The 16966-nt window shown below is 50.9% G+C and carries 13 protein-coding genes; 6 read left to right on the top strand and 7 right to left on the bottom strand.

From position 1 onward, the window contains the following. Nucleotides 1-5 precede the first annotated feature (5 nt). The 6 genes from HYT79_10960 to HYT79_10935 are packed head-to-tail and all read right to left on the bottom strand — an operon-like array spanning nucleotide 6 to nucleotide 5710. Entirely contained in the window at nucleotides 6-1022 is a 1017-nt protein-coding gene (locus HYT79_10960) for a hypothetical protein (GenBank protein MBI2071106.1), read from the bottom strand. Continuing rightward, complete coding sequence (locus HYT79_10955) at nucleotides 1019-1852, bottom strand: ParB/RepB/Spo0J family partition protein (GenBank protein MBI2071105.1); 834 nt, start codon at nucleotides 1850-1852, stop codon at nucleotides 1019-1021. Before HYT79_10955 ends, HYT79_10960 begins: the two co-directional genes overlap by 4 nt. After that, nucleotides 1842-2642 carry a ParA family protein gene (locus HYT79_10950; GenBank protein MBI2071104.1) on the bottom strand — a complete coding sequence of 267 codons (801 nt, stop codon included), beginning with the start codon at nucleotides 2640-2642 and terminating at the stop codon, nucleotides 1842-1844. The genes HYT79_10955 and HYT79_10950 overlap by 11 nt, the downstream gene beginning before the upstream one ends. A 21-nt stretch (nucleotides 2643-2663) precedes the next feature. Continuing rightward, complete coding sequence (locus HYT79_10945) at nucleotides 2664-3299, bottom strand: rhomboid family intramembrane serine protease (GenBank protein MBI2071103.1); 636 nt, start codon at nucleotides 3297-3299, stop codon at nucleotides 2664-2666. Between the two features lie 55 nt (nucleotides 3300-3354). Continuing rightward, nucleotides 3355-5169, bottom strand: a complete 1815-nt coding sequence (gene mnmG / locus HYT79_10940) for a tRNA uridine-5-carboxymethylaminomethyl(34) synthesis enzyme MnmG (GenBank protein MBI2071102.1) — start codon at nucleotides 5167-5169, stop codon at nucleotides 3355-3357. After that, nucleotides 5162-5710 (bottom strand): NUDIX hydrolase, encoded by a 549-nt coding sequence (locus tag HYT79_10935; protein ID MBI2071101.1) that lies wholly within the window; start codon nucleotides 5708-5710, stop codon nucleotides 5162-5164. Before HYT79_10935 ends, mnmG begins: the two co-directional genes overlap by 8 nt. Nucleotides 5711-5816: 106 nt before the next feature. Here HYT79_10935 and HYT79_10930 point away from each other — a divergent pair, with 106 nt between their 5' ends. Genes HYT79_10930 through HYT79_10920 form a run of 3 tightly spaced genes read left to right on the top strand, consistent with a single transcriptional unit; the run spans nucleotide 5817 to nucleotide 11728 of the window. Further along, nucleotides 5817-9389: a DNA polymerase III subunit alpha gene (locus HYT79_10930; GenBank protein ID MBI2071100.1), complete on the top strand. Its 3573-nt coding sequence runs from the start codon at nucleotides 5817-5819 to the stop codon at nucleotides 9387-9389. Further along, on the top strand, nucleotides 9386-10138 hold the full coding sequence (locus tag HYT79_10925) for a hypothetical protein (GenBank protein ID MBI2071099.1): 753 nt from the start codon (nucleotides 9386-9388) through the stop codon (nucleotides 10136-10138). Before HYT79_10930 ends, HYT79_10925 begins: the two co-directional genes overlap by 4 nt. A 12-nt stretch (nucleotides 10139-10150) precedes the next feature. Next, on the top strand, nucleotides 10151-11728 hold the full coding sequence (locus tag HYT79_10920) for a phosphoenolpyruvate carboxykinase (protein ID MBI2071098.1): 1578 nt from the start codon (nucleotides 10151-10153) through the stop codon (nucleotides 11726-11728). Between the two features lie 6 nt (nucleotides 11729-11734). Here HYT79_10920 and mtnA read toward each other — a convergent pair whose 3' ends face one another. Beyond that, a complete protein-coding gene (mtnA, locus tag HYT79_10915; GenBank protein ID MBI2071097.1) occupies nucleotides 11735-12799 on the bottom strand; it encodes an S-methyl-5-thioribose-1-phosphate isomerase in 1065 nt (354 codons plus the stop codon). Nucleotides 12800-13015: 216 nt separating this feature from the next. On the opposite strand from mtnA, the gene HYT79_10910 reads away from it, so the two are divergent. The 3 genes from HYT79_10910 (at nucleotide 13016) to HYT79_10900 (ending at nucleotide 16924) form a co-directional block, all read left to right on the top strand. Then, entirely contained in the window at nucleotides 13016-13744 is a 729-nt protein-coding gene (locus tag HYT79_10910) for a response regulator transcription factor (GenBank protein MBI2071096.1), read from the top strand. Nucleotides 13745-13883: 139 nt separating this feature from the next. Then, entirely contained in the window at nucleotides 13884-15563 is a 1680-nt protein-coding gene (locus HYT79_10905; protein MBI2071095.1) for a hypothetical protein, read from the top strand. Between the two features lie 110 nt (nucleotides 15564-15673). Then, on the top strand, nucleotides 15674-16924 hold the full coding sequence (locus HYT79_10900; protein ID MBI2071094.1) for a hypothetical protein: 1251 nt from the start codon (nucleotides 15674-15676) through the stop codon (nucleotides 16922-16924). The last annotated feature ends 42 nt before the right edge of the window (nucleotides 16925-16966 follow it).

Raw genomic sequence — 16966 nt, 5'->3', positions numbered from 1 at the left:
ACTAATTAATATTTGATAAAAACAATAAAATTATCCGTGCTACCCGAATTTCCCCACTCATCCCAAGCCGTAATCCTGATATAAGCCTGCTCGATTTTTTTATTCCCCGGCACAAGAAGCTTGACTTCTTTTTGAATCCGTTTGCGCGAAACGCCGATTTGAAACGGAGGGTCGTAGGCCGGACGGCCGAATGAAACCCAACGATTGCCGTCAACGGAAATTTCCGGGCGAACCTCTTTTATATTGCGGCCGATCGCCTGAATCTCCCAAAGGTAGGCATCGGGCCCTTCTTTAAACCCGCCCAATTCCACCTTAACCTGGGTATCGCGATGCGCCGGGACCAGTTTGACGGCCAGGGCCGGGGCAAATTCATTCAGTTGAGTTTCCAGCGCTTCTTCCGTCCGTATCGGCGGCGCTCCGCTGATGCCCCTGTTCAACCACCCGCGAACCGTGCCGCCCGATCGTCCGGCGGCCAAGATGGGGCCTGAGGCTGCGTCCGTCATCTCCGGCGTTATGGACCAAACCGCCAAATAATTTTTCCCCCCGAAATTAATCTTTGACAAAGGGACCTCTTTCCAATACCATCGCGCCTCGCCGCTGCCGCGCATGGCTTCCTCGGCGCTGCCCTCCAAGGGCAAGTCCTCGCAGCCGGCCAAATAATAGCTGTCCGAAGATTTCCACGCTGCCGTTGAGCTGATGCCCGCATAAAGGTCGCAGTCGATGGGTGAACGGACCCATGGCGGCTGGCCGGTCGCGGTCTGAGTTTTAGCCCGCCCTAATTTGGCGCCCACATAAGCCCGGACAAACCCGGACGAATCCGCGGGCATGGGCAGTTCCACGATCCACAAAGAATTGTAGCCGACATACCAATTGCCGTCCCATCCGGAATTGGCGAACAAGTCAAAATCATGCAGGGAATTCATGGACGAAATGTAAGCCGGGGCCGCCTGCTGCGCCTCAAGGCGAATGCCCGCCAGGAAAAAAACAACAATAAGCGGATTCAGGCGCAGTAATTTCATCATGAGCGCTCTGCCTTCAAGCGCCGATGAAGGCTGTCAAAATGCTCAAGGTTGCCGAAGTAAACCGAAATCCAGCCGGATTTCTTCTTGGCGCTCAAGCTGATTTTGACGCGCGTGCCCAAATGCTTGGCCAACTCCTCTTCCTGAACCGCAATATTCGGATCCTTGCGGCGGATTTTTTTCTTATGCTCGATTTCCCGGACGCTCCAGGAGCGATGCCCTTCCGCGATTTCCTTGGCGATGCGCAGGCGATCGGTCTCGCTGTCTAACGAAAGCAAGGCCCGGGCCTGGCCCTCATGAATATGGCCGAGGACGATATATTCCTGAATTTCAGGCTCAAGATTCAGCAGCCTAAGTAAATTGCTCACCCTCGGCCTGGAGAACCCCACGGAGGAGGCGACTTCTTCATGCGTCAATTTAAAATCATCCATCATTTTGTTTAGGCCTTTGGCCAATTCAATGGGATTCAAATCTTTACGCTGAACATTTTCGATCAAGCCGACTAAAACCGACTCTTTGGAGCCTAAATTTTTAATGATGGCCGGGATCGTTTTTAAACCGGCCAAGCGCGCGGCCCGCAAACGGCGTTCCCCGGCCACCAGCACATAACCGCCGGCCGGACGCTGAGAAACAAGAATCGGTTCCAAAACGCCGAAAGCTTTGATGGAATCCGCCAGGGTCTGCAAATCCGCCTGATGGAAAACCGTTCTGACCTGATGCGGGCTCGCGGCAATCGCATCCACCGGTATCTCGGGAATAGCCGCCGGCTGACGCAGCCCCTCTCCCTTCTGCGGCAATAACACATCCAATCCGCGACCAAGCCTAGTTGCCATTTAACCTCCTCATCGTATCTACCTTCGGTTCCAATCGAACCAACAGCTCTTTGCCGAGATCCATGTACGCCTGAGTCCCGTTGGATTTGGGCGAATAAATATGGATCGGCACGGAAAAACTCGGGGCTTCGGCCAAGCGCACGCTTCTTGGGATCACCGTATCAAAAACTTTTCCTGGAAAAAATACGTTCACCTCTTTTGAAACCGCCTGGGTCAACTGAAGCCTGGGGTCGAACATGGTAAACACAATCCCTAGTAAGTCCAAATCTGGATTTTGCGTCTCTTTAACTCTTTTGACTGTTTGAGCGAGCATGGATAAGCCTTCCAACGCATAATATTCCGGGAGCATTGGGATTAAAACATGGTTGGCGGCGCAAAGAGCGTTCACTGTCAAAAGACCCAAAGAAGGAGGACAATCTATAAGAATATACCTATACATGGCACTTAATGATAAAAGAGCCGATTTAAGCCTGAATTCCCTATTTTCCAAATCCTTTAATAAGAGCTCAATGCCGATTAAATTGTTTGAGGATGGGATCAGATCAAGAAATTCAACCTTGGTTGCCACCGTAGAAGAAAAAACCAAAGAAGGATCCAACAGAGTATCGGAAATATCGTAATAAGGGGCTGGAGAAGAAAAACCAATGCCGCTGGTCAAATTTGCTTGGGCATCCATATCAATAACCAAAACTTCCTGGGATAAATATGCCAAGGAAACGCCCAAGCTTAAAGCGGTGGTTGTTTTACCAACGCCGCCTTTTTGATTGACGACGGCAATAATCTCAGCCATTTGATTGTTTCACGTGAAACATTACCTAAATTTAATCCCGAAAAGCAAGCCGAAAACAAAACCGCCGACATGGGCCCACCAAGCTACTCCGGTGACTGAAGCATGCGCGCCGGAGCTCGCCGATCCAAGAATAAATTGATACGCGAACCAAATGAATAAAAAGAAGAAGGCCGGCAAACGTGCCGTATACCCGACAAAACCGAGAGGTATCCATGTAATGATTTTTGCTCTCGGAAAATAAATGGCATAAGCGCCTAAAACTCCGGCAATGCTTCCCGAAGCTCCGATTAACGGGACATGAAGACTTGGAACAAGAGCGATTTGAACAATCGCGGAAATGACGCCGCAAAAAAGATAAAAAAACAAAAATGCAAAATGCCCTGTTTTTGCTTCCACATTGTCGCCGAATATATAAAGAAACCATAAATTACCCAACAAATGCCCCAAGCCGCCGTGAATGAATTGATAGCTGACGAACCTGTATAAATTCGTCATCGGTTCATCTAAAAATTTTGCTCCGATGAACCCAAATTGATCCACGACAATGCCGGGGCTAAAAATAAACATATAAACAAAAATAGCGATATTGGCCAGGATTAAAAAATTTCTAAACCAAGGCCTTTTGCGAGAATAATTTTCGTCTCTAATAGGAATCATGGAATCAAATCATAAGCAATGTTTCACGTGAAACAATTCGACGCTGACGGTAATTCTACCGTTCCCGTCTTTTCTTTTCCAGGCAAACCCAAAGGATTTGCAAGTCGGATGGAGTCACCCCGGGAATTCTTCGGGCTTGGCCCAATGTTTTCGGCTGTATTTTGGACAATTTTTGCCGGCTTTCCGTCAACAATCCGGGAACCTGGGCATAATCGAATACATCGGGAATTTTGACGTTCTCAAATTTGGACATTCTCTCGATATCCTGCAGCTCTCTTTTAAGATAGCCTTTGTATTTTTGCTGAACTTCGATTTCTCGAATCATTTTTTCCCTGGTCCACGGCCCAAAATCAGAATCTGGGACGCGCTCCGAAGAAACCGCATTCCTGTATTGATCGAACAGCGAATAAGTTTGATCCGGGATCAAGCCAAGATTACGCCCATAATCCATCAAACGCAAATCTGAATTGCTCCATCTCAGATGCAGCCGGTATTCAGCGCGTGAGGTAAACATCCGATACGGCTCATCTGTTCCTTTCGTCACTAAATCATCAATTAAAACGCCGAGGTAAGCGTCGCTTCTTCTGAGAATCAACGGCTCTTTTTCCAAGTATTTCAAGGCGGCATTAACCCCGGCGATGAATCCTTGCCCGGCGGCTTCTTCATATCCGGTGGTGCCGTTAATCTGTCCGGCTAAAAAAAGATTTTCGATACGCTTTGTTTCCAACGTGGGCTTTAGCTGAGTCGGCGGACAACAATCATATTCAACGGCATAGCCCGGGCGAACCATTTCCGAACGCTCCAATCCGGGGATTGTTTTCAAAACCTGAATTTGAACATCTTCAGGCATGCTGGTAAAAAGTCCGTTAACGTAGAATTCGCGCGTCGCATAACCCTCAGGTTCCAAAAATATCTGGTGCCTCTCTTTTTCCGGAAACTTGACGACTTTATCCTCAAAGGAAGGGCAATACCTTGGTCCGACGGATTTTATTTTTCCGGAGTATAAGGGTGACCGGTGCAAATTCGAATTGATAATTTCATTCGTCGATGGATTCGTCCATGTAATCCAGCAAGGCAACTGTTCCATGGCATGAGCATGCGGATACTCTTGCCAATCCTCGCCGTTAAAAAATAAACGCCGGCCGGGCGATTGTTTCACGTGAAACATTGTCTGAAATGAGAAGGGATAGGGAGCATCGTCCCCAGGCTGAATCGTGCATTTCTCAAAATCAATGCTGCGCCCGTTAATACGCATCGGCGTCCCTGTTTTAAAACGATTGATCTCAAACCCAAGATTAAGCAAAGATTCCGAAAGCGTTGAAGGGGGACATCCAGCCCGTCCAGCTGGGTTAGTGTTCAATCCATAATGAGTAATACCTTTAAGGAATGTGCCTGTTGTGACAATGATTAATTTTGAATGGTATATAGTGTTATATTTTGTTAAAATTCCTCTAACTTTATCATTTTCAGCCAAAATTTCTAAAACATCTTCTTGTTTAATATCTAAATTTAATTGTTCCTCAACCGTTAGTTTCATGGTGAACTGATAAAGTTTCTTATCACATTGGGCTCTCGGCGACCAAACCGCTTCTCCTTTGCCCATATTCAATAATTTGAATTGAAGTCCGGTCCTATCCGTATTTTTGCCCATCTCGCCGCCCATCGCGTCGATTTCACAGACGATTTGCCCTTTGGCCAAACCGCCGATTGATGGATTGCAGGACATTTGCCCGATGGTATCGAGATTTTGCGTCAACAGCAGCGTCGGCACGTTCATGCGCGCCGCAGCCAGAGCCGCTTCGCAGCCCGCGTGCCCGGCGCCCACCACGATTACCCCGTATTCTTTAGGAAAAATAAAACGATCAACCATAGGGATTCCACCCGAACGCTTCAACGGCCAAGAGCGTCGCAATGGACTTGGCGTCCCTGATTTTCCCTTCCTTGACCCAGCGCACGGCCTTGGCAAATTCGACGGGGAAGGGCTCCAAAAATTCGTCCTCGTCCGTGCCCGCGCCTTTAAACTCAAGATCCCAGGCGGTGTATACGTGCATCACCTCATTCGCGAATGCCGGCGTGGGCCAAAAGGACAACGTTTTTTTAATGCTCTTGGGCCAATACCCGGTTTCCTCCAACAACTCCCGGCGGGCACAGGCCAACGGGCGTTCCCCGGCGTCAATTTTTCCTGCCGGGATTTCCACGATGGTTTCAGCCACCGGATACCGGTATTGACGCAACAGCAAAACGCGTTTTCGATCCAAGAACGGCAGGATGGTCACGGCCCCGGGATGGCCCATATAGTCGCGGACCGCTTTTTTTCCATTGGGCAAGCGCACCGTGTCCGTGAAGAAAGACACTGAGACGCCCCGATGATGGCAAATGCTTTTTATTTTTTTCTCGGTGAGAACCGGCACCCGCACATTTTACAATCTGTGGCGCGCATCGACGGAAATTTGGCATTGCCATGCGCATTTTGTTTAATGGCTTTTCTCGCTTCTATTTTGAAAAATAAATTCGCTCATGGGTAAAAAATCAGCCGGCTTCGCTCACCTGCACGCGCATTCCGATTATTCGCTCTTAGACGGCTGCGCGCGCTTCGCCGACGACCAAGGCAAGCCCACGGCCATGCTCGAGCAAATGGCCAGTTGGGGCTTCACTCATCAGGCCTTGACCGATCACGGCAATCTCTTCGGCGCCGTGGAATTTTATGAAGCATGCCAATCCGCGGGCATCACGCCCATTATCGGCTGCGAACTCTACGTGGCCACAGGCTCCATGCACGAACGCAAAACAACGGGCAAGGACGATGAGAATCCGCAAAAATCCGGCATCAATCACCTGACTGTTTTGGCCAAAGACAACGAGGGCTATCAAAACCTGATCGAACTCTCCAGCAAAGCTTCGCTCGAAGGTTTTTATTATCGCCCCCGCGTGGATAAAGAATTGCTGGCTAAACACTCCAAAGGGCTGATCGCTTTGTCCGGGTGCTTGAAAGGCGAAGTGGCCCAGGCCCTTGAGTCGGGCAACATGGAGCTCGCGCATCAGCGCGCCGGGCGCCTTGAGGAAATTTTCGGACGGGGAAATTTCTTTTTAGAAATCATGGATCATGGCCTGGAAGCGCAGCGCCGGGTCGGACGCGGCTTGCTGGAGCTTGCCGCCAAAATGAACGCCCCCATCGTAGCCACCAACGACTGCCACTACTTTCTCAAAGACGAAGCCCAGGCCCATGACGCTTTATTGTGCATCGGCACCGGCAAAAAAGTGACGGATCAGGTCCGCATGCGTTACGCGAGCCAGGAGTTCTATTACAAATCGCCCGAAGAAATGGAAAAAGTGTTCGGCCAAAATCCCGAGTTCCTGGCCAATGCCGTCAAAGTCGCCAACATGGCGGGGGGCATCAAATTATCCTTCAACGAGCTGCATTTGCCCGATTATCATGTTCCGGAAGGCTTCACCCAAGAAAGTTATCTTGAGCATCTCTGCCGCGAAGGAATGAAAAAAAGTTTTCCGTCCGGCGCCCCTCAAAGCTATCAAGAGCGCCTGACCTATGAACTCGGCGTCATCAAAAAAATGGGCTTCCCCGGATACTTTTTGATCGTTTGGGATTTTATCCATTTTGCGCGCCGCAGCAATGTTCCCGTGGGACCGGGCCGGGGATCGGGCGCCGGCTCCTTGGTCAGCTATTTGCTTGAAATCACCAGCGTGGACCCCATTAAATACGGCCTGCTCTTTGAACGTTTCTTGAATCCGGACCGCAGGACCATGCCTGATTTGGACATCGATTTTTCCGATGAGGGCCGTGAATTGGTGATCGAATACGTCAAGGGAAAATACGGGTTCACCAACGTCGCCCAAATCATCACTTTCGGCACCATGCAAAGCCGCGCCGTGATCCGCGACGTGGGCCGCGTGCTGGACGTTCCCTTATCCGAGGTGGACAAAATCGCCAAATCCATTCCGCACGGCTTGGGCATCAAACAGGCCATGGAAACGAACCAGGAATTCCGCTCAACCGTGGAAGCCAGCCCTTCGGCGCAGCGAATTTTGCCCTTGGCTATTAAGCTTGAAGGCGTGCGCCGGCACACCGGCGTCCATGCCGCGGGCACGGTCATCACCAAGCAGCCGGTCACGCGTTACGCGCCCATGTATAAAAACCCGACCAGCGGAATGGTCACCACCGGATTCAATGATGAATCGTTGGTCAAGCTCGGGTTGCTTAAAGTCGATTTTCTGGGCTTAAGAACCCTCACCGTCATTCAAAAAACAATCGAACTGGTCCAACGGCACTGCGGCATTGCCGTCGACATCAACACGATCCCTCTTGATGACCCCAAAACTTACGAACTCTTGAGCCGGGCTCAAACCGGCGGCGTTTTTCAACTGGAATCGCGCGGCATGAGGGACTTGCTCATCAAGCTCAACCCCTCCAAACTCACGGATATCATCGCCCTGATCGCCCTCTTTCGCCCGGGACCCATGAAATGGATCGATGAGTTCTGCGCCCGCAAACACGGGACCTCGCCCGTGCGCTATGAGCACCCTGCGCTGGAAGCCATTTTGAAAGAAACCTACGGCATCTGCGTCTATCAAGAGCAGGTCATGGAAATCGCCAAGCAATTGGCCGGGTTCACGGCCGGGGAAGCGGACAAGCTCAGAAAAGCCATGGGCAAAAAAATCCCCGCAGAACTGAACAAAATGGAAGCCAAATTCGTGGAAGGCGCCATTAAAAACAATGCCCAACCCGGTTTCGCCAAAAAACTTTACGAGGACCTGAAAGATTTCGGCCATTACGCCTTCAACAAAAGCCACTCCGCGGCCTACGGCATCGTGGCCTATCAAACCGCTTACCTGAAGGCCAATTATCCGATCGAATTTATGACCGCCTTGGCCATCAGCGAAATCGGACGCACGGCCATGGGTTCGGAGGATAAAGAAAACAAAGTCGCCACGTACTTGGATGAGGCCAAAGGCATGGGCTTCGCCACTTTGCCGCCGTCCGTCAATTTTTCCGAAGAAAAATTTTCCATCGAGGATAATCATATCCGCTTCGGCCTCTTGGCGATCAAAAACGTAGGGGAAGCGTCGGCTGAGGCCATCGTCGCGGAACGCAAAAAAGGCGGCCCTTATAAAGACGTCGAAGATCTCTTCAAGCGCGTCCCCAAAGAATTGATCAATAAAAAAGTTCTGGAATCTCTGGGTAAATCAGGCGCCCTGGACAAATGTTTGGACGGCGATCATGCGGCCGTCAAACGGGGACAATTCGTCCAAGACATCGATTTCTTGACCGAGTTCTACACCAAACAGGAAGGGGACATGCTGTTTGATCTGGGCGAAACCATCGGTCCGCGCCCCAAAACCAAAAATAACGACGAGGACATCCTGCACTGGGAAAAAGAGGTCCTCGGCATGTACCTGTCCGTGCATCCGTTGAACCGGTGGAAAAAATTTCTGGCTGCCTCGCGCTTGCCCGCCGTGGCCCAGGTTAAAACCATGCGCGATGAAACGCGCGTACAGATCATCGGTATGGCCGGCGCCGTCAAGAAACAAATTTCCAAAAAAACGGGTCAAGCCTGGGCCCGCATGAAGCTGGAAGATTTGACGGGCACGATTGAAACGGTTCTTTTTCCGCGGACTTACGCTCAAATCCCGCCCGAACTACTGAAACAAGGGACCATTATCGTGGTCTCGGGCCGGGTATCCCGCAGCGTGAGCAATGCCGGCAATAATAATGAGGAAACGGGAGCCGACAACGCCCTGGCCGAGGAAATTCTGCTCGATGACGTGATCCCGGTCGAACAATTTTTGAACACGCGCGTCGCGCAGCTGCAAATCGCGCTCGGCGCCCTGGAAGAGCCTTCCTGGCAAAAAATCCGCGGGCATCTTGAAGAAGCCCCAGAGGGATCGACCGTTGTATTTTTAACCGGCGATAAAACCTTCAACGGGCAAGCTCCGGATCTCCGCGTCGAGTTCCCCCGAAAAATTAAAATGGAAAAAGTTTTATGGGAAAAACTCGAGCAAGCGTCCCTGGACGAAAACACCCTGCTCATGGTCGCCCAGGCCCCGCCGGAACGGGAACGCAAAAGATTTTCATGAGCATCAAAGCATCAGCCGCGATCCTGGTTTTTTTGACCGCGCCCCTTTTGGCCCAAGAGCCTCCGGCCAAACGCATCCGGGCCTCGCGCCCGTTGGCTCTCTACAGCGCCATCGACAGCCCCAACGCCGAGGTCTTGGATTACGGCGGATTCGCCTTCTCCTCACGCTTTTTCAATAAAGGAGGGTTGTTGCCCAGCGTTTCCTTCGGCGTGTTTCAGCGCCTGATGCTGGGCGCCTCGCTGCAGCTCGACAATTATATCGGCCATGGGAATATCGACCTTCAACGGCCGGAGCTTCAAATGAAATTCCGTTTTTACGACGGCGACCGGTACCTCCCGGCCGCGGCCATCGGCTACGACAGCCAAGGTTATCGCTACGACAAAATCACCAAGGAATACGGCGAGCCCGAACGCGGGCTCTACCTGGCCCTGACCCAGGAAGTGCTTTGGCGCGGACTTGAATGGACGGCCGGCGCCAATGTCTCGGATTTTGAGCAAGATTCCATCCGCGCGTTCACCAATTTAACCTGGGTGCCGCCGGGCGGCATGATCGCGTTCTTGGCCGAATACGACAATATTCATCACACCCGCTGGAACCGTCTAAACGGCGGGGCCAATCTGTTCTTGTCGCCTTTCGTGCAAATGGGCTTTCATGTCCGGGATATCCTGGGCCGGCAAACCCATCAAAATTCAAGCGATTTGCGCCGTCCGGAACGCATCATCGATGTTCGATACTTAACCAGTTTTTAGGTAAAATTGTTCATGATGGCTTTAGCTTTGAAGACACCGCTCAAAATTTTAAACAACCCGGGCCGCAACGAATTGCGGCGGCTCTCCCAACGCGAAGAAACAACCACGGCTTACGGCGCTCCGGCTTATTTCACCTTGAAATCCGCTTCCCGCTCGGCCTCCAGCACGCAAATGCTTGCCGACCGTCCGCTCGGCCTCGGGCAAACGCCCGCGAATCCGGACGCCGTCCGCTACGCCGAGGACATGCTCGAAAAAATTCTGCCTCAGCTCGAATTAATTCAAATCGACCGGGTCATCGGCAACAACAATCGTAAAACGTGGCATTGCCGCCTTTTAATCCCCAAGGAATATGCGCGCATCGCTCTCTTATGGTCCGAAACTCTATTTGAGGCTTCTCCCAGCCAAAGGGACCCGCAGACAAAACCCGATTTCCTGACCATCGACATCCCTAACTGGCCCGAGGCCTTCCCGAGCGCCAACGGCACGAATAAAATCGGGCCCAAAGGAATTTTCGTGCGCGCGGATGAGGGTAAAACCTATATTTTCGGCACGGATTATGTCGGCGAAGTCAAAATGTCCTTCCTACGCCAAGCCATGTATCAAATGAAAAAAGCCGGCGGCTTGGGGCTTCATGCCGGCAGCAAAATTTTAAAGCTCAAGAACGCCTCCGGCGCCCTTGAGAATATCGGCGTTCTGTTATTTGGACTCTCCGGCACGGGCAAAACCACGCTGACGCTCGAAAGCCATGGTCTGAAGACCCCGGAAGGCATTGAACTGCTTCAAGACGACATCGTCTGGATGACCACAACCGGCGAAGCCCTTGGAACGGAAGACAATTTTTACGTTAAAACTGAAGGCGTTTCCAAAGACACCCAGCCCGGCATTGATCTGGCGCTGCTTGATCCCGGCACGGTTTTTGAAAATGTCAGCGTTAATGAAAAGTCCAAAATGCCCGAATTTTTGAATTTTTCGCGGGGCACCAACGGCCGGGCCCTGGCCATCCGCCGCAAAATTCCGGGCTCCTCGGATGAAATCAATCTCAATAAAGTCCACAAGATTTTCTTTATCACGCGCCGCGACACCATTGTTCCGCCGGTGGCCAAACTGACGCCACGGCAAGCCGCGGCGTATTTCATGCTGGGGGAATCCATCGAAACATCCGCCGGCGACCCGACAAAAGCCGGTCAGCCCAAGCATGAGGTCGGCTTCAATCCCTTCATCATCGGACGCGAGGATGAAGAAGGAAAACGCATCGGGGACATTATTCAAGCCAACAGCATCGAATGTTTCCTCTTAAATACCGGTTCCCTGGGCAAAAACGGGGATCAAAATTTACCGCCCAAAAAAATCACGCAGCAGGTCTCATCCAAAATCATCGAGATGGTTTCAAGAAATGCCATTTCCTGGACCAAAGATTCGGACTGGGGCTACGAAACAGCCGTTAAGGTTCCCGATCTGTCGTCTTGGTCCGCTGATTACGACCCGCGCCGCTACTACAGCAGCGCCGCCTATCAACAATTGACCCAGGAACTCAAAACTGAACGGTCTGAATTCCTGGCCCGCTATCGCTTCGAATTACCGACGAATTAAAAGCCCTCAGGCCATCAAGCCCGCGATGTCCCCGGCCTTCAGTATTCCTTTCTCCGTCACATAAGCCCGCACTAAGGAGGCGGGGGTGACGTCAAAAACAGGATTCCAGGCTTTGGTTTTAGCCGGAGCCAAAGGAACCCCTCTCAAAAAAGTCAATTCTTCGGGTTTGCGTTCCTCGATGGTTATATCGTCGCCGCTGTTCAACGATGGGTCGAACGTGGTCATGGGCGCCGCCACATAAAAAGGAACGCCGTGCTGCCGCGCCAAAACCGCCAGGGCATAAGTGCCGATTTTATTGGCCACGTCGCCTTGACGCGTGATGCGGTCCGCGCCGGTGATCACCAAATCAACGCCGGTCCGCTTCATTAAAAAAGCGGCGGCTCCGTCCGCGATCAGGGTATGGGAAATTCCGGATTTCTTCAACTCCCAGGTGGTCAAACGGCTGCCCTGAAGCCACGGCCTTGTTTCGCAGGCATAGACATGCACGCGCCGCCCCCGACGGAACGCCTCCTGAATCACGCCCAGAGCCGTACCGAAACCCGAAGTCGCCAGCGACCCGGTATTGCAAATCGTCAATATGTTTACCGGCCCCTGGCCGCGGCTTAATTTCTTTACCAAAGCCACCCCATGACAATTCAATGCGTAATTGGCGGCCAAATCATCCTCAAGGTATTTCAATGCGGCATGTTCCAAACCCCTGGCCACAGGCATCCCATTTTGGTTGACAAGCGTCCGGGCCGCGGCTTGCATATAGTCCAAAGCATTTCTTAAATTCACGGCCGTGGGCCGGCTCTTGCCCAAAGTCCGGCTCCAACCTGCAAAAACGCTCAAAAATTTCCCGCCGGAAACGCGCTGTTTGCGAGCCTCAAGCGCTAGGGCCAAAGCCGCGGTCACACCGATGGCCGGGGCGCCGCGCACCACCATTTCTTTAATCGCCCAAACCGCTTCCTTTAAGGAGCGAATGCGCACATAGCGTTCCTTCGATGGCAGAAGCCGCTGATCCAACAAAAAAATCCCGGAGCGCGTCCATTGAATCGGCTCGATCGGCGGCCTAGGTCTGCGTGCCTTCATAAATGTATTGTTTGAAATTTCAGCAAGCTCCGCCAGCTTTACCTTAACCGTACTGAAGATTTCAACCAAAAAAATAAAATCCTTAATAATCTATTCTACCGTCATTCCATTTAGAAAAGACTTCGGCCTTGCAAAAATTCAGAGCCCAGGTTAGGCTTAAACCAATACCACGAGGAGAGCGGCTTTTTAATTTTTACGAAACGGGGTGGGGTCATCATGAGCGATAAAATTCTTCTCATCGACGATGATGAAAACTGGCCCGAATTAGTTCGCGAGTTTTTGACGAGCCACGGCTACGAGCTCGACCTGGCGTGGACAAGCCGCGAGGCCTTGGAACTAGCCAAAACCGGACACTATGCCCTGATTTTATTGGATTTGAAGTTGGGTCATAAAAGCGGCTTGGATATTTTCAAAATGTTGCGGCTCTATCCGGCTACCAAACATGTTCCTATTTTCATGTTGACGGCTAATGAGGACGCTGGCGCCGCAAAATACGTTCTGAGCTCGGGCAACAGCGAATTCATCGTCAAATCGTCCAATTTGAAACTTCTCGAAGTTCGGATCGCCGCCAAACTTAACCAAGCGCGCTTGGAAAAAAACGGCGATGGGGTGTTGGCCATAGGTTATGTGACGCTTCATCCCTCGCGTCTCCTGGAAATTTCCGATATCAGCGCTATCCAACTCACGAGAACCGAATTCAGCATCGTGCGTCCGATCATGGTCAAACGCGGAGACATTGCCACGCGCCAGGAACTGATCTTAAAATGCTGGAGAATCAGGCAAAACCACGACGCTTACCCCCGCTTTGATCATAATCTCAATGCGCGCATCGCTATTCTTCATCGGAAATTGGGCGATTTTAAAGAGTTGATCAAAACCGTAGCCTACGACGGTTATCGTTTCGATACAAAACTTTCCGAAGACCTCGCTTCGCCTAAACGCTGAACTTTTTCTGAGACCCAGGCCGCCAACCCGACCCCCCGCGTTTTGACTTTTTTTTGACTGGATTCGTATCAAGTCTGGGGCTAAAAATTTAACAAGTCGAAGGGTTTATTCGGCGAAGCTTCGCGATGGGGGTTAAGAAATGAAATTTTCAAATGATCGTCTCGCCTTGATTGTAATCTATGTCGGCACATGCGGTGTCTCCAACGTTTTCGCCCAGGACGTGCCCCAAGCCATCAATATTCAATCGCGCCTAACGGATAACGTCGGCGTCAATAAGCCCGATGGCTCCTACCCGATCACATTCTCCATCTGGGACTCGGAAACCGTGGGCATGGGCAATCTGCTCTGGCAGGAGCAGCGCACCGTGACCACCAGAGGAGGAAATTTTCAATTGGCTTTAGGCGCCGTCAGCCCTTTGCCCTCCTCCGTCATTTCAGCCCCCAATCGCTACCTTCAAACTCAAATATCAAGCGAGACTCCGCTTGTTCCCAGAATCAAGCTCCAATCCGTCCCCTTTGCCCTCAAATCGGACAAAGCTAATAAACTTGAGCCCAACGCCACGGCGGAAGGCAATTTAACGGTGGCGGGCGCGCTCTCAGCCGCGAGCCTTTCCGCTTCAAATTTAACGGCCAATCGCGTCTTAACTTCAGGCAGCACAGGAAATTTAAACGCCGGCGCCGTCACCACAACCGAATTGGGACATTTAAGCGGTGTTTCCTCCAATATTCAAACTCAATTAAACTCAAAAGCCCCGTCATCGCGCTCCATTGCCGCAGGAACCGGGCTGACCGGCGGCGGGGACTTAAGCGCGGACAGAACCATATCCCTGAATTTAGGCAGCGCCAACACCTGGAGCGCACAACAATCCTTTAATGCGGGTATTTGCCTCTCAGGAGACTGTCGCACCTCATTTCCGATGACCACCAGCCTCCCATGGACTTCAATTACCGGCATCCCCGCGGGCTTCTCAGACAATGTTGATAACGTCGGAATCACGGCGGAAACGGACACCCTTCAATCAGTCACCAATCGCGGCAATACCACGTCATCAGGTCTGACCGTCGGAGGATTAATCGTCAACGGCGCAATAGGCATCGGAACCGCAAACCCGCAGTCCGCCCTTCATGTTATTGGCGATATCAGGATTCCCGATGTCCAAACGCTCAAATGGGGGCTCGACGGAACCAAGATCGAAGGCCGGAGCTCTAACCCGAGGTATTTGAGATTTTTGGTCGGCGACGTGGAAAGAATGCGAATTATTTCCGATGGCAATGTCGGCATCGGAACCGCTTCGCCTATCAGATTTTTAGATATCAATGGTCCCGTGGTAATTCGCGGCGAGGCTCATCTTTTGCCGGACGGTATATTTGATGGATTAAGCGTTCGAGGTGCTGGATTCTTTCAGGGGGGTCTTCAATCTTCCAACTTGGTAACCGGCAGTATTGATGCATCGGGCACTAAGAGTTTTGTTCAAACTCATCCTAACTACCCAAATAAACAAATACGTTATTACAGCTTGGAAGGTTCCGACGTAGGAACATTTGTCCGGGGTTCCGCCCAGCTTGCCAATGGTGAGGCTCTCATACAACTTCCTGAACATTTTACTCTGGTCACCAGTGCAGAAGCCCCGGTTACCGTTCAAGTCACGCCCATGGACGACTCCAACGGGCTTTACGTCCCCGCCGCGACATCGTCCAACATTTTAGTCAAAGAGCTAAAAGGCGGTCAATCTAATGCAAAGTTCTACTATCTTGTTCATGGCATCCGGAAGGGCTACGAGAATGCTCCCGTAATCCAAGATAACCCTCAACAACCTTAAACATGAAAAAAATTTTTATGAGTAATTTTACAGTTGAAATTGAATATCTATAAAAAAATGAATAGATTCTATATTTCATGGACAGACATTACACTTTCAGAAGGTTGCTGATGGCGATGGCAATATTCTTTTCAACGCCATCTGTAGGTTTTTCGGCACCAGTGCCAGTACCAATTGGTCAAGTCCTCGGCATCGAATTCGACGGAAATACGACCAATATGGTCCTTGAGGTGGATGGGAAACTTGTCCTGGGCGGAACCATCTATTTACAAGACGGCATCCCCATTGTCATCGGGGATTTGCTTAGCCAAAAACGCAATCTTTATTACTATACGGCTTCCGTCCCAAAAAAGTTAAAAATCGACGTCGGCGAAAAAGTCTATGCCCAATTCGCAGACCCAGGCACGCCCGGTGAAACACCGGCCAGACACCTCGATGTCGAATCACCCAAGGTATTCACTTGGAGAAAAAGTCTAAGAGGAAAGCCTTTCGTCCCTAAAAAAGTGGCAGAAATCACGGCTATTCAAAACAAAAATGTTCTGATTGACCGCGGTTCAATCCATGAGGTCGACAAACGGGACGTATACGCCGTCTACGATACCAGCGGCCTGTACAAGGGAAAAATCGAAACTCGCGGTATCGGCGATTTTCAATCAACGGCTCTTTTCTATCATCCCGCCGAAGAGTTCCGTAACACTTTTCGGCCGGCCATCGGTGATAAAGCGGTATTCGTCGGCCGCCGCTCACCGATAAGTATGGGATTCTGGTCGTCTTCAGCCAGGCCGTTTAGACATGCCAATCAAGAAACCGAAGGGTCCAGCGAAGGTTATGGGGGGATTTGGGAATTATGTTTTCGTGACGGCTGGAAAATTCAGGCTCATTTGGGTGTTCACTCAGATTCACAAAAAGATGCTGATTTTACTTCTGAAAATACCAGAACCTTTGTTGGAGCGTTTTCTACGGCGACAATTAAAGTTCCCGCTCCTGAAATAAGAACTCGTTTTTTCGGACCCTTCTCCTTAACCAAAAATTTCTTCTACCCGAGGCCTATATCTCCTTATTTAAGGATTGGATTTGCCTTCGTAAGGTCGGAATTAATCTGGGGCACTGGACACGAAAGATCGCAACAATCCTATCCTGAACGCTTGATTCCGAGCATCGGCGGCGGGATAGAATTATTTTCAGGTAAATGGGTAAAGGCTTATGTCGGCGCTAATTATTTTTTCTCGCCCGAACAAAACGTCAAGGACGAAAAAATTTTCAGCTACTTCGGTGGGCCGTACAAAGTCGGCCTTAATAAAAGTTACCCAACCCGCAACGTTTTCTACGAAAGCGGCATTGTTTTAAATTTCAACTTATAGGAGTTCGGCATAAAGGGATGAAACGAACGAAGGATTAGCGAT

The organism is Elusimicrobiota bacterium (genome assembly GCA_016180815.1).
Taxonomy (GTDB): Bacteria; Elusimicrobiota; Elusimicrobia; order JACQPE01; family JACQPE01; genus JACPAN01.
Note: the sequence above shows the minus strand (reverse complement) of the source record. Positions and strands in the feature narration are given on the sequence as shown.